General features: G+C 62.6%; 11 protein-coding genes. 2 read left to right on the top strand and 9 right to left on the bottom strand.

All coding sequences use genetic code 11. The features are described 5' to 3' along the window. The first annotated feature begins 24 nt into the window (after positions 1-24). Positions 25-1,668: a CTP synthase gene (locus BLW25_RS03450; protein ID WP_092896377.1), complete on the top strand. Its 1,644-nt coding sequence runs from the start codon at positions 25-27 to the stop codon at positions 1,666-1,668. Between the two features lie 190 nt (positions 1,669-1,858). On the opposite strand, the gene mdoH is transcribed toward BLW25_RS03450, so the two are convergent. The 7 genes from mdoH to BLW25_RS03415 form a co-directional block, all read right to left on the bottom strand. Then, a complete protein-coding gene (gene mdoH, locus BLW25_RS03445; protein WP_092896375.1) occupies positions 1,859-3,586 on the bottom strand; it encodes a glucans biosynthesis glucosyltransferase MdoH in 1,728 nt (575 codons plus the stop codon). 2 nt (positions 3,587-3,588) lie between these two features. Then, the gene (locus BLW25_RS03440) at positions 3,589-5,190 is read right to left on the bottom strand and encodes an OpgD/OpgG family glucan biosynthesis protein (protein WP_092896373.1); all 1,602 of its coding nucleotides are present in this window, start codon (positions 5,188-5,190) and stop codon (positions 3,589-3,591) included. Continuing rightward, a complete protein-coding gene (locus BLW25_RS03435; protein WP_092896371.1) occupies positions 5,187-6,449 on the bottom strand; it encodes an OpgC family protein in 1,263 nt (420 codons plus the stop codon). Before BLW25_RS03435 ends, BLW25_RS03440 begins: the two co-directional genes overlap by 4 nt. 303 nt (positions 6,450-6,752) lie before the next feature. Next, positions 6,753-8,177 carry a protein adenylyltransferase SelO gene (locus BLW25_RS03430; RefSeq protein ID WP_092896369.1) on the bottom strand — a complete coding sequence of 475 codons (1,425 nt, stop codon included), beginning with the start codon at positions 8,175-8,177 and terminating at the stop codon, positions 6,753-6,755. A gap of 121 nt (positions 8,178-8,298) precedes the next feature. Continuing rightward, positions 8,299-8,673: a pore-forming ESAT-6 family protein gene (locus BLW25_RS03425; RefSeq protein WP_092901435.1), complete on the bottom strand. Its 375-nt coding sequence runs from the start codon at positions 8,671-8,673 to the stop codon at positions 8,299-8,301. A gap of 132 nt (positions 8,674-8,805) precedes the next feature. After that, the gene (locus BLW25_RS03420; RefSeq protein WP_092896367.1) at positions 8,806-9,720 is read right to left on the bottom strand and encodes a LysR family transcriptional regulator; all 915 of its coding nucleotides are present in this window, start codon (positions 9,718-9,720) and stop codon (positions 8,806-8,808) included. A 249-nt stretch (positions 9,721-9,969) separates the two neighbouring features. Continuing rightward, entirely contained in the window at positions 9,970-10,209 is a 240-nt protein-coding gene (locus tag BLW25_RS03415) for a hypothetical protein (RefSeq protein ID WP_092896365.1), read from the bottom strand. A 287-nt stretch (positions 10,210-10,496) separates the two neighbouring features. Here BLW25_RS03415 and BLW25_RS03410 point away from each other — a divergent pair, with 287 nt between their 5' ends. Next, positions 10,497-11,546: a substrate-binding domain-containing protein gene (locus tag BLW25_RS03410; protein ID WP_092896363.1), complete on the top strand. Its 1,050-nt coding sequence runs from the start codon at positions 10,497-10,499 to the stop codon at positions 11,544-11,546. 175 nt (positions 11,547-11,721) lie between these two features. On the opposite strand, the gene panC is transcribed toward BLW25_RS03410, so the two are convergent. Both panC and panB read right to left on the bottom strand, forming a co-directional pair. After that, positions 11,722-12,561, bottom strand: a complete 840-nt coding sequence (gene panC, locus BLW25_RS03405) for a pantoate--beta-alanine ligase (RefSeq protein WP_092896361.1) — start codon at positions 12,559-12,561, stop codon at positions 11,722-11,724. Beyond that, positions 12,558-13,397 carry a 3-methyl-2-oxobutanoate hydroxymethyltransferase gene (panB, locus tag BLW25_RS03400; protein ID WP_092896359.1) on the bottom strand — a complete coding sequence of 280 codons (840 nt, stop codon included), beginning with the start codon at positions 13,395-13,397 and terminating at the stop codon, positions 12,558-12,560. The genes panC and panB overlap by 4 nt, the downstream gene beginning before the upstream one ends. Between the last annotated feature and the right edge of the window lie 181 nt (positions 13,398-13,578).

The raw sequence follows: 13,578 nt of genomic DNA, 5'->3' as shown, positions 1-13,578 counted from the left end.
TTTCCAGAACTACGGGAGTCCCCAATGGCGCGTTATGTCTTCATCACCGGTGGCGTGGTATCGTCACTCGGGAAAGGTCTCGCGTCTGCGGCTCTGGGCGCGCTGTTGCAGGCCCGGGGCTATACGGTGCGGCTCAGAAAGCTTGACCCCTATCTGAATGTCGATCCCGGCACGATGTCGCCCTTTGAACATGGCGAAGTCTTTGTGACCGATGACGGCGCCGAGACCGATCTCGACCTCGGCCATTATGAACGTTTCACCGGCGTATCGGCCCGGATGACGGATTCGATCTCTTCGGGACGGATCTATTCCAACGTGCTCGAAAAGGAACGGCGCGGCGATTACCTTGGCAAGACGATCCAGGTGATCCCGCATGTGACCAATGAGATCAAAGACTTCCTGCGCGTCGGCGAGGATGAGGTCGATTTCATGCTCTGCGAGATCGGCGGCACCGTGGGCGATATAGAAGGCCTCCCCTTCTTCGAGGCCATCCGCCAGTTCATCCATGAACGCCCGCGCGGCGAATGTATCCTGATGCACCTCACCCTCCTGCCCTATCTGGCGGCATCGGGCGAGCTGAAGACCAAACCGACCCAGCATTCCGTCAAGGAACTGCAATCGATCGGCCTCGCGCCAGATGTGCTCGTCTGCCGCTCGGAACATCCGATCCCGGACCGCGAGCGTGAAAAAATCGCTCTCTTTTGCAATGTGCGCCAGGAACATGTGGTCCCGGCCTATGACCTGAAATCGATCTATGAGGCGCCGCTGGCCTATCACCGCGCCGGCCTCGATCAGGCGGTGCTGGATTGTTTTGATATCTCGCCCGCCCCCCGCCCCAATCTGGAGCGGTGGGAAGATGTGATGGACCGGCTTGACCATGCCGAGGGCGAGGTCCGCGTCGCGGTGGTCGGCAAATATACCCAGCTCGAAGATGCCTATAAATCGATTGCCGAGGCGCTGACCCATGGCGGCATGGCAAACCGGGTGCGGGTGCGCGCGGAATGGATCGACTCGACCCTGTTCGAGAAAGAAGACCCTGCTGCCTGGCTCGATGGCTATGACGCCATCCTCGTCCCCGGCGGCTTTGGCGAACGCGGCACCGAAGGCAAGATCCGCGCCGCGCAATTCGCCCGCGAAAAGGGCGTGCCCTATCTCGGCATCTGCCTTGGCATGCAGATGGCGGTGATCGAATCCGCGCGCCACCTTGCCGGAATCGAAGGCGCCGGCTCGGAAGAGTTTGACCATGAGGCGGGCGGGAATCGCTTCGTCCCCGTGGTCTATCACCTGAAAGAATGGGTGCAGGGCAATCACAAGGTCCGCCGCAAAGCCTCCGACGACAAAGGCGGCACCATGCGTCTGGGCGCCTATACCGCGCAGCTGAAAGAAGGCTCGCGCGTCGCCGAAGTCTATGGCGGCACCGTGATCGAGGAACGCCACCGCCACCGCTACGAGGTCGACATTCAGTACCGTGAGCAGCTTGAAGCCTGCGGCCTGACCTTCTCGGGCATGTCGCCCGATGGCAAACTCCCGGAAATCGTCGAGATCAAAGACCATCCCTGGTTCATCGGGGTCCAGTTCCACCCGGAACTGAAGTCGAAACCCTTCTCGCCGCACCCGCTCTTTGCCGACTTCGTCCGCGCCGCGAAAGACAGCGGCCGCCTGGTCTGACCCGGGATCTGAGGCGCAACCCGCCCCTTTCATCTGTCTCAAAATATCCCGGGGGAGTCTGCGCCACAGGCGCAGACGGGGGCAGAGCCCCCTTCCCGCCCGCCATAATGCAAAAGGGCGACCCGATCGGGTCGCCCTTTTGCATTGCCTCAGAAACCGCTCAGCCTCGGCCTCAATTCCGCTTCAGGCCTCAGCGCTCCGGGACAAGCGGCACCACTGCCAGGTCCCCAGCCGGTTCCGAGACCCAGGCCGAAACCGGCACCGCCAGCAAAAGCCCGGCCGCCACCGGCAGGAACCAGACGCTCAGGATGCCAAGTGCGATCATCCCGCTCAACAGCACGCCAAGCCCGGTCTCGCCTGCATGGAACTTCAGCAGCGCCTTCAGGGGGATCCGTCCCGACATGTGCTGGGGCCAGCCGGTATCTGCACCGGTCAGCGCCCGGAAGATGATCTTCGCATGGTGCAGCATCATCACAGGCGCCGACAGCACCGCCACCACGGTCTCGATCAGCAAGAGCTTCACAAAACCAAGCCGCCGCCCCTTCGCCACGCCCACCCGGCGCAGGTAATCCAGCACCCCGAAGGCACGCGGTGCGAACAGAAGGAAGATCACCGTGGCTGCCAGCCAGATCTCCAGCCGGTCCGTCGTCTGGCCCGTACGGCCCTGATCGGCCATCGCCCAGAGCACCAGCATCACCAAAAGCAGAACCGAACCGATATAGGCCATCGCCCCCGAGAGGAAATGCAGCCGCGAGACCCAGTGCAGCCCCGGCACTTTCAAGAGCCGCATATGTTGCAGATTTCCCTGGCACCAGCGCGCATCCCGCTTGATATGGGCCAGCAGGTTCGACGGCGCCTCTTCATGGCTGTCGGCGGCTTCGGGGATGATCCGCACGCCCCAGCCGGCCCGGCGCAGCAAGGCCGCTTCGACAAAGTCATGGCTCTGGATCACGCCCCCCATCGGGCGCGGGCCCGGAAGATGCGGCAAGCCGCAATTGGTGGCAAAAGCCCTCATCCGCACCATCGCATTATGGCCGAGGAAATTACCGTCAGACCCGGTCCAGATCGCAAAGCCACGACCATGCGGGCCGCCATAAACCCGGCTCGCGAAGCTTTGCATACGCTGCCAGCGGCTTTCGCCCGCGCCGGTGATCGGCAGGGTCTGCGCCAGCGCGCAGCCCGGATCTGCGACCAGCGTATCGGCGAGCGTCAGCACCGTCCCGCGCCCCATCACCGAATCCGCATCAAGGATCAGCGCTGCATCATAGGCCGCGCCCTGACGGGTGATCCAGTCCCGCACATTGCCTTGTTTGTAATCGGTATTTTTAAGCCGGTGGCGATAGGTGATCGCCAGATCCGGGCGGCTCGCGGTCAGTTTCGCAACCATAGCCGCCTCGTCCAGTGCCGCCCGCCCGTTGCGGGTATCCGACAGAACATGCAGCGAAAAGCGATGCGCATGGCCCGGCGCCCGCAGGCTGTCGAGCAGCGCCACCGACGGCGCCAGCGTCGCTTCGGGATCCTCGCCATACATCGGCAAAAGGATCGCGATCCGAAGGCCGGGGGCCGCCGCATTGGCCTTTGCCGGCGCGCGCCAGAAGAGGCCGAAGAAAGACGACACGACCGACATCGCCATCCAGAACACCGCAAAGCCCGACAAAGCCGCCAGCAGCAGATCGGCCGGCGTAAAGATGCCATCCGCCGCCAGCACCGTGCCGGTCATATAGCCAAAGCCGATCGCAAAGGGCGGCGGCACCAGCAGCACAGCCGCGCGGGCCAGCCGCGAATGGCTGCGGATCGGCCCGCCTGCCCGCGCGGCCGGGTCATGCGCGGGCCGGTCGAGCAGCTGGTCAGGCATCGACAGAGGCGCCGGCAGCGTGACCGGGCGGAAGCCATATTGCGGACGAAAGGCACGAGACATGTTCAGGCCACCCAACGATAAAGCCAGACTTCACCAACCATGGTCACACCACCGCGCCACAGCTCTACCCGCAGCTCCACCGGTCGGTCCTCCGGCAGGATCAGCGTCACATCGACCCGCATTCCGCCGGTCGCGTCATTCCTGTGGATCAGCGTGCCGGTCACGTCTCCGGCCGAGGCCGTGACCCGCGCCTCAAGCGCGCCCGGATCAGAGCCGAGCGCCGGATGCGCCTCATAATCAATCGCGAACATACGACCGGCTTCGAAGACCCGGTCCCCCTGACGGGACGCAATCACGCGGGCCTTTTCACCATCGACCGGCGGCGCGCCATCGGCCCAGTAAAGGCGATAAGCGAAGCGGTTCTCCGATCCGGCCTCCATCGGCGCCTCGGGGCGCCAGAAGGCGACGATATTGTCATAGATTTCCTTATCCGCCGGGATCTCGACCAGCACGACCGAGCCCCTGCCCCAGTCGCCTTTCGGTTCGACCCACAAAGACGGGCGGCGCTCATAATGCGCGGCAAAGTCATTATAGCTGCCCGGATCGCGCGCGCGCTGCATCAGGCCAAACCCGCGCGGGTTCTCATCGCTGAACCAGGATGTTTCGACCGATTTCGGGTTGTTGAGCGGGCGCCACAACAGATCGCCCGAACCGGTCGCGACCAGCAGCCCGTCGCTGTCATGCACGCCTTCGCGGAAATCATCAAAGGCGATCCGGTTCATATCATTGAACAGGAACATCGACGTCCCCGCCGCCAGACCCGTCGCCGTCAGCGTGACGCGCGGGAAAACGACGGCTTCGATATCCATCGTGGTCACATCGCCCTTGCGGATCGCGAATCGGTAAGCGCCGGTCAAAGACGGGCTGTCCATCAGCGCCCAGACCACCGCCTCTTCGTCATGCAGCTTGCCCTCTTCGATCCAGAAGCGGCGGAATTGCGGAAATTCTTCAGGTTGATCCGGCGCTGCGGTGTTCAGCGCGAAACCGCGTGCCGAAAGCCCGTATTGCTGACCTTTGGCCACCGCGCGGAAATAGGTCGCGCCCTGGAAAACGGCATATTCCTGGAAGGTGCCTTTGGTCTCGATCTCGCCCGTCAGGCGGAAGCCCGAAAACCCGGTACCGGTTTCGGGCAGTTCAGGGAAACGGTCGGTGCGGACAAAGAGATCGTAGTCGAACAGGATCTCGCGCGCTTCGCCCCGGGCGACGGCGAAAATCTCGACCGGGAAATGCTGGTACAGTCCAGCCACAAACATTTCGGCCCGGACCGGGCTGTCAGTCGCACCGTAAAGCGCATGTTTGCCATCGAACCAGATCTCGCGGATCTGGTCATAGGTCAGGCCCTTCCATTCCGGCGAGATCTCGGTCGGGGGGGCATAGGGCTGTTCGGCCATGGCGCGGGCCAGTGCCTCGACCATGCCATCGGCAAAGGGCTCGGCCGCACCGAGCTTCACGCCTTCGGGCGTGACGATCCCGCCTTCGGGCAGCTCTTCCGCCCGCCCTGCCCGCGGCAACACACCCGCCGCCGCCATGGCCAGCACGAGGCCAAGCGCGCCGCGCCGGTTCAGTGCGCCCGAGGTGAGGATATCGGAAACGGTCCTGGTCATGCCTTGGCTCCCTGAGACGGCACGACGCGGCCGGCCTCATGTATGTGCGGCGCCTGGGCCGGCACCGGATCCGGTGCTGCACCAGCGCTCATATGACGTTTCCAGCCCTGCCCCTTGAACCAGGCAGCGATACGCGCCGTCAGCCAGATCAGCAGGAGACCGGTGAAATTGATGGCCGGGGTCACGATCACGCCCGGGCCGAAAAGTTTGAGGAATGCGCCCAGCACCCGCGCCAGCACCATCGACACCGCGAAAACCGCAAGCGATTGCCGCCCGATATCGGTGACCATGCCAATAAGGCGCGGCCAGTCGGTGGCGAGGCCGCGCAGCCGCGCGCCCTTTTCGCCCGCCACTGCCCAGGCGAGATAGGCCAGCGCCAGGAAATGCACATAGCGCAGCAGACCAAAGCCGGTCTTGTCGTAAAGCAGGCGCCATTCATTGCGCCAGTCCTGCAGGATCGTGGATTTGCCGATCACCACATGCCAGGCGAAGGGCACGGTCAGGATCACGATGGCCAGCGCCAGGACCACCAGCTCACGCCGCAGGGGGGGCGCCGGGATCCAGCCGGACATCAGCGCGAAACCGGTAAAAAAGACCAGCTGCCAGGCAAAGGGGTTGAAGAACCATGGCCGTGTCGAATTGTTCACGAACCACCATTCCGCAGGCAGCCAGAGACTGCCTGTGGTGCCGCAAAGCCAAAGCACGACCGAGGCCGCCAGCGCGAGGCGCGGATCGATCCTTGCCAGCGCGATCATCACCGGAACCAGCGCCAGCAGCACCATATACATCGGCAGAATGTCGAAATAGTTCGGCACATAGGTCAGCGTCATCAGCCCGAAGAAATTCGACGCGGTGTTTTTCAGGAAGGGATAGAGGTTCAGCGAACCGACCTCATCGCGGGGAAAGGCCCCCGACATGTTCAGAGCGAGCATCGCGAAAACGGCGACGAGGAAGACGCCGATATGGACCCAATAGACCTGCCAGATGCGGTATAGAATACGCCCTGTCCCGATCAGCCAGCCGGCGCGGTGAAAGATAACGCCATAAGCCAGCGCCGAGGCCATGCCCGAGCAGAAGACGAAGATCTCGGTGGAATCCGAGAATCCGAACCGGCCCGGCATCCAGAGGGTCCAGGGGTTATCGGTGATATGGGCGATGAGGATGACGATCATCGCGAGGCCACGGAAAAAATCCAGCCTTATGTCGCGTTCACGCCGCTCACCGCCTTCGGCTCTGGCGGTCACTGGTTTGTCGCTCACGTCTCGCCTCTGAACCCTGTGCTGGCTGGCGGGCCTTGCGGATCAGGACGTCCTGACTGCCGGTTTCCGTCTTGCTGGGCGATCCTTACTGCCTCAGGACGCGAATCGAGTATTTCGCACCTGCAGCATTGGGATCATCGGGCGATTCGATACTGCTGTGACACATTTCCTTCAACTGATAAGTGTTTGAAAACACCGGTTCGTGCGGGAAAGCACGACCCCGGGGCACGTCTTTGTGCAGCTTTCCGCCGATGGGGTGGTTGCTGCCTCTGCAAAAAAGATGTGATGGAACCGTTTCCCGGGTCAGGTGCCGCAAAAAGTCACATAGCGCCCGAAACCCTGCGGCGCGGGCAGCATGTAATATTCTGCCTCGTCCCACGGTTTCTGCACCGCAGCCAGCAATGCGCGGAAGGGCACAAGATCGCCCTCTGTTGCAGCGGCGAGCGCCTCTTCGACCCGGTGATTGCGTGGGATCACTGCCGGATTGGCGGCCCGAAGCTTTGCCGCCGCGTCGGGCGCAAGCCGCGCCTGCCAGCGCGGCAGCCAGGCCTCCATCTTCGTGAAATCCTCGAACAGCGCTTTCAGCGGCACCGCATCGCCCTCGACCAGGGGTGCAAGGCGGCGGAAGGTCAGGGTCCAGTCTGCACCGGTCATCGCGGTCAGCAGATCGTCGATCAGCGCGCCATCCGCGTCATCTTCGCCCGAAAGCGCCAGTTTGCGCCGCATCACCCGCAGCCATTCGCGCCGGTAAAGCCCCGCGATCCCCTCAAGCCGGGTGTTCAGCAGCTCTACCCCCGCCGCCTCATCCTCCGCGATCAACGGAAGCAGGCATTCCGCCAGTCGCGCCAGGTTCCAGGCAAGGATCAGCGGCTGGTTGGCCCAGGCATAACGCCCCTGGCGGTCGATCGAGGAAAACACCGTGCCGGGGGCGTAATCTTCCATGAATGCACAGGGGCCATAATCGATGGTCTCGCCCGAGATCGCCATATTGTCGGTATTCATCACGCCATGGATGAAACCAAGCCCCATCCATTCGGCAATCAGCGCGGCCTGGCGGGCACAAACCTGATCGAAGAACGCCAGATAACGCTCTGACGTGTCTGGGATTTCCGGATAATGGCGGCGGATCGCGTAATCGGCGAGCGCGCGCAGCTTTTCGCCGTCACCGCGCGCGGCGAAATACTGGAAAGTGCCGACCCGGATATGGCTCGCCGCCACCCGCGCCAGAACCGCGCCGGGCACCAACGCGCCATCCCGCGCAATGCGTTCGCCCGTTGTCGTCACCGCCAGCGCCCTGGTCGTGGGAACGCCAAGCGCCGCCATCGCCTCGGATAGCAGATATTCGCGCAGCATTGGCCCAAGGGCTGCCTTGCCATCCGCACCCCGCGAAAACGGTGTGCGGCCTGAACCTTTCAGCTGCAGATCCCAAAGCCGCCCGTCCGGCCCCCGGATCTCACCCAGAAGATGCGCCCGCCCGTCGCCCAGAGCGGGGGAAAAGCCGCCGAACTGATGCCCGGCATAGGCCAGCGCCGCAGGATCCGCCCCTTCCGGCACGCCCCCCCCCGAAAACCATGCCGCGCCCTCGTCCCGCAACTCCTTCAGATCCAGACCCAGGGCCTCTGCCAGCGTTTCATTCAGCACGATCAGCGCAGGCGACGGCGCCGTATCCGGCATGTGGCGCAGGAATGTGCCCGGAAGCTCGGTCAGATAGCTGTGGTGAAGCTGCATCGCACGGTCCCCTTAAAATCCCATACAAAAGATAGGGGTTTGGCGGGCAATGAAAAAGGCCCCCTGAGGGGGCCTTTGACACGCCGGGACCGCGTCACGATCCCGGAACAAGTCGGGGCGATCAGCCGCCCATCTGGGCCGAAGCCGCAACGACAGCATCCGCCATCTGCTTGCACATATCGGCAATGCTGCTGCCCTGGGCTTCCGCCGCGGCCAGATCCTGCTCGACGCCACCGACCGAGAGCTTGCCCTCTTTGCCTTTGGCATAGGCTTCGTCGCCTTTGGTGGCATCGGTCGCTGCCGGAAGCAGCGCCATCATCTTGGTCTGGGCCTCGACAGCCGCGCCATCGGTGTGACCCTCGGCCTGGCAGTATTCCAGCAAACCAAGCTGATTGCGCGCCGCAGCCACGGCATCATCCATCGTTTGCGCCATCAGCGGCGCAGCAAAAAGAGAAGCCACCAGAGCGGCCGAAGACAGAACCAGAGACTTACGCATATCAAACTCCACAATTGGGATCATTGCTGCGGCACAAGACAGGCGTGCCACGCAAAGAGCAAGTTCTCATCGTGAAGCGCCCGCATCAAGGCAAGAACCTGCTGAAATTCAATATGAAACGGCGGGATTTCGCTACTTGACCAATTCCGGAGTGACGACCCGACGGGTGTGGAAATCGCTTTGACCAAGGAAATCGACAAAGGCCCGGAGCGCGGCCCCCATATTGCGCGAGCTGGGCCAGATCACACTCACCGGCAGTTCCGGCAGGCCGTAATTCGTCAGGATCGGCACCAGCCGCCCCGCCGCCAGATCCGCCGCAACCTGAAAGCCGACCGTCAGCGCGACCCCCTGCCCCTCCAGCGCCGCCGTGCGGATCATATCGCCGTTATTGGTCGAAAAAGCCGGCGTCACCTTCTGATGGATCACCTCATTGCCGCGACGGAACGGCCAGGTGCCGGCACTTTTCGTATTGGTGTAATAGAGAATGCGATGCTCGCTCAGATCGGCCGGCTCTGTCGGCGTGCCATGTTCGGCAAGATATTCCGGTGAGGCGACCAGCACCGTATCGACCTCGCACAGATGCCGGGCCCGCATGCTGCTGTCATCCAGCACCCCCACCCGGATGGTAGCATCAAACCCCGCCGCAACCGGATCAACACAGCCATCATCAAGCGAAAGATCCAGCCGGACATCGGGATAGGCTTCCATAAAGCGCATCACATGCGGGTTCAGAACCTGCAGCGTGAACGTGACCGGCGCGCCGATCCGCAGCTTGCCCGCCACCATTCCCACGCCCTGACGGACGGAATCATCGGCGTCATCCAGATGTTGCAGGATTTCGCGCACCTGTTCGAAATAGGAACGCCCCAGTTGAGTAGGGCTGAGCGAGCGGGTCGACCGGGTCAGGAGCTGCGCGCCAAGCCGCGCCTCAAGATCCGAGACATATTTGCTGACAAGACTGCGCGAGACCCCCATCCGCCTGGCAGCACCCGCAAAGCTGCCTTCCTCGATAATATGAACATAAGTACGCAGAACTGCCGTATCCATAACACATACCCGGTTTCCGGTGATTTATATGTGCAGGATTTAGGCATGCGAAGGTCTTCCGACAACCGGAGACCACGCGTCACATCTGTGCGGCAGAGCGCGAATTTCACATCAATGTTACTGTTAAATGACAGAAGAACATGCGCGGTGCAGATACCGGCCCTTTTCTGTCGTCTTACTTAAAAAAGGGACAGCCGCTGATGCAGCTGCCCCTTTTGCTATCCGGCCGCATTGCGTCCGGATCCTGGTTCAGCCACGGCCTTTGCTGGTGTCGCGCGGACCAGCCGGGATTTTGGTCACTTCAACCGGGGTGGAGCGTTCCAGACCCAGCTGATGCAGTTCTTTGCTGGATTTGATCTGGGCAGCCGGCACTTCAATGATTTCCGGAGCAGCGCGGGTGATTTTCGGAGCCGGCAGAGCGGCCAGAGCGAACTGGCTCGAAGCAGCGATGAGGGCGGCAGCGGTGGCGATGGTAGCGAAGCGTTTCATTTCATTGTCCTTTCGGGTTTTTCATGACGCTGTTTTGCGTCGGATGAGAGGGATATAGACCTGCACATCCGCTAACAGCAGGCCCGCTTTTTCGACATCTGTGTTCATATATGCTGATCAATGCCGCAGCGCAGAAGTTGCCCTGGCAGCGCGAGCCCTAGAGATCTGCGGGCCGGGAGACCGAAATCGTCATGCCTCTGTTACACAAATGCAGGATTGCCGTTACCGAACCCGCATATTCCGGCTGGCGAAGGCCGACTCGCCGGTCTGCACATCAGGAGTGATCCATGAACACCGTGAAACTCGCCGTCTCCGCCCTTGCGATGGCTGCTGCGGCCTCGGCCGCCTCTGCGCGCGACCAGATCCAGCTGTCGGGCTCGTCCACCGTTCTGCCCTATGCCACCATCGTCGCCGAGGCTTTCGGTGAGAATTTCGACCACCCGACCCCGGTTGTCGAAGGTGGTGGTTCGGGTGGCGGCCGCAAGAAACTCTGCGAAGGCGTTGGCGAAAACACCATCGATATCGCGAATTCGTCCTCGCGCATTTCGCAGTCGGATATCGACCTCTGCGCCAAAAACGGCGTGGCCGAGATCCTCGAAGTCCGCATCGGCTATGACGGCATCGTCTTTGCCTCGGCCGTGGACGGTCCGGAATTCGCTTTCGAGCCGGCTGACTGGTACAATGCGCTCGCCGCTCAGGTTGCCAAAGACGGCGCTCTGGTGGCCAACCCGAACAAAGCCTGGGCCGATGTGAAGGCCGATTTCCCGGCGCAAAACATCCTCGCCATGATCCCGGGCACCAAGCACGGCACCCGCGAAGTGTTCGACGTGAAAGTTCTGGAAGTCGGCTGCAAGGCCACCGGCGCCTATGACCTGTTCTTCGCCGCTGCCGAAGGCGACGACGATGCGAAGAAAAAAGCCGCTGTTTCGGGCTGCCACGCCCTGCGCACCGATGGCGTTTCGGTCGATATCGACGGCGACTATACCGAGACCCTCGCCCGCATCGACGCCGATAAGAACGCCATCGGCGTCTTCGGCCTGAGCTTCTACCAGAACAACACCGACAAACTGCGCGTCGCCACCATCGACGGTATCGTGCCTTCGGTGGAAACCATCGCGGCCGGCGAATACCCGATCTCGCGCCCGCTCTATATCTACGTCAAGAAAGCCCATTTCGGCGTGGTGCCTGGCCTGAAGGATTTCGTCCAGTTCTTCGTCTCGGATGAAGTGGCTGGCCCGGATGGCCCGCTCGCCGCTTACGGCCTCGTCTCGGATCCGGAACTGGCTGCGACCCAGGCTATGGTCGAGGCAGAAACCCCGATGGGCCCGCTGAACTGATCCCTGCCGGGACTGGTGACTTCACGAAAGACGAAAGGCGTCCGGAGAATATCCGGACGCCTTTTTCTGTCTTTCTGACGGTGCAAGGCGGCGCGGCCGCCCCCTCCCCCCGGGGCTGTGCGGATCAGAAGGAAGCCGGCCGTTCCTCCTGGCTTCTATCTTCCACCCGGAAGGGTCAGACCGGGATATTGTCGATCAGGCGCACGCCGTCGAGCCAGGCGGCGGCGAGCATCCGGCGCGGGCGTTTCGGGTCATCCGAGGGCATCAGCGTGCCGGCATCGCGCAATTCGATATATTCCACCCGCTCGAACCCGGCATTGCGCATGGTTTCCGCCGCCTCGCGGATCGCCATACGGTCGCTCTGGCCGTCACGGATTTCGTCGGCGGCGCGGCTGATCGCGGCATATAGCACAGGAGCGATGTTGCGGCCCGCCCCGGTCAGCTGGCGATTGCGTGAGGACATGGCGAGGCCATCCGCTTCGCGCACCGTCTCGCAACCCACGATCTGCACCGGCAGGTTGAGATCGGCCACCAGCCGCGTCACCACCTGCAATTGCTGCCAGTCCTTCTGACCGAAATAGCCGCGCTGCGCCTCGGTCATACCAAGAAGCTTGGTTACCACCGTCGCCACACCGTCGAAATGGCCCGGGCGCATACGTCCCTCAAGCGGCTCTGACACACCACCAACCGAGACCGTGGTGATAAAACCATCGGGATAGACCTCATCGACATCCGGCGCAAAGACCACATCCACCGGTACCGATTTCAAAAGCGCCGCATCGGAGTCCAGCGTGCGGGGGTAGCGGCTCAGATCGTCAGGATTATTGAACTGGCGCGGGTTGACGAAGATCGTGGTGATCACGCGCTCGCATTCCAGCCGCGCCCGCCGCGCAAGCGAAAGATGGCCCTCATGCAAAGCGCCCATCGTTGGCACCACGCCGGTCATATCGCCAGCCGACCGCCAGGCCCGCACACGTTGGCGCAGCTCGGCTACAGTATGAATGATTTCAGTCATTTGGAGGTTTTTGGTCCTGGCATAGTGTCAGCAAAGGAATGGTCAGGGCCAGGAAAGGCGCGTGCGCGCACCTCGGCGGCATAGGTCGCGATGGCCTGATCGGCAGCCTCGCCCAGATTGCCATAGCGCTTGACGAATTTCGGGCGGAATTCGGTGAAAAGCCCCAGCATATCATCGACTACCAGAACCTGGCCGTCACAATCGACGCCCGCACCGATCCCGATGGTCGGGATCGCAAGTGCCCCGGTGATCTGCGCCGCGAGCCCTGCGGGCACCTTTTCCAGCACCACCGAATAGGCGCCCGCCGCCTCGACGGCCCGGGCGTCGGCCATCACCTTCTCGGCCTCACCGTCACGCCCGACGACCTTATAGCCGCCCAGCGTATTCACCGATTGCGGCGTCAGCCCGATATGCGCCATCACCGGCACGCCGCGCGCGGTCAGGAACGCAATCGTTTCCGCCATATGCGCGCCGCCTTCAAGCTTGACCGAGGTCGCACCGGTCTCGGCCATCAGCCGACCCGCATTGCGAAAGGCCTGGGCCGGGCTTTCCTCATAAGACCCGAAGGGCATATCGATCACCACCATCGCCTTTGACGCGCCCCGGACCACGGCGCGACCATGCAGGATCATCATCTCCATCGTCACGCCAATGGTCGAGGGCAGTCCGTGGATCACCATGCCAAGGCTGTCGCCCACCAGGATCACATCGCAATGCGGATCAACCAGCCGCGCAACCGGCGTCGTATAGGCGGTGAGGGTGACAATCGGCGCCCCCCCTTTCATGGCCCTGATATCGGGCGGCAGAACCGCCCTGGCGGAGGAAGTGGCGCTCATGGGCGATGCAGGTCCCGGGCTTCGTTAACAAATTGTGCAGCATAAGGGCATAGCGCTGCAACTTGTGCAAGAATTAAGCGCCGCAGTGCAGCACCTGGCTTTTGCCCCTCCGGCTGCCCCCTCTTGACGCCGTGGCGCCTCCCGGCGCCAATGGGCCAAACCGGTTCGCCAGGGCTTATGC

This window comes from Rhodobacter sp. 24-YEA-8, from assembly GCF_900105075.1.
Lineage (GTDB): Bacteria > Pseudomonadota > Alphaproteobacteria > Rhodobacterales > Rhodobacteraceae > Pseudogemmobacter.
Note: the sequence above shows the minus strand (reverse complement) of the source record. Positions and strands in the feature narration are given on the sequence as shown.

Bases quoted from the DNA above. Each gene is read 5' to 3' on its own strand.
- BLW25_RS03440 (WP_092896373.1), bottom strand. From the start codon at position 5,190: ATGACCAGGACCGTTTCCGATATCCTCACCTCGGGCGCACTGAACCGG.
- BLW25_RS03450 (WP_092896377.1), top strand. From the start codon at position 25: ATGGCGCGTTATGTCTTCATCACCGGTGGCGTGGTATCGTCACTCGGG.
- BLW25_RS03410 (WP_092896363.1), top strand. From the start codon at position 10,497: ATGAACACCGTGAAACTCGCCGTCTCCGCCCTTGCGATGGCTGCTGCG.
- BLW25_RS03425 (WP_092901435.1), bottom strand. From the start codon at position 8,673: ATGCGTAAGTCTCTGGTTCTGTCTTCGGCCGCTCTGGTGGCTTCTCTT.
- BLW25_RS03430 (WP_092896369.1), bottom strand. From the start codon at position 8,177: ATGCAGCTTCACCACAGCTATCTGACCGAGCTTCCGGGCACATTCCTG.
- BLW25_RS03415 (WP_092896365.1), bottom strand. From the start codon at position 10,209: ATGAAACGCTTCGCTACCATCGCCACCGCTGCCGCCCTCATCGCTGCT.
- panB (WP_092896359.1), bottom strand. From the start codon at position 13,397: ATGAGCGCCACTTCCTCCGCCAGGGCGGTTCTGCCGCCCGATATCAGG.
- panC (WP_092896361.1), bottom strand. From the start codon at position 12,561: ATGACTGAAATCATTCATACTGTAGCCGAGCTGCGCCAACGTGTGCGG.
- BLW25_RS03420 (WP_092896367.1), bottom strand. From the start codon at position 9,720: ATGGATACGGCAGTTCTGCGTACTTATGTTCATATTATCGAGGAAGGC.
- mdoH (WP_092896375.1), bottom strand. From the start codon at position 3,586: ATGTCTCGTGCCTTTCGTCCGCAATATGGCTTCCGCCCGGTCACGCTG.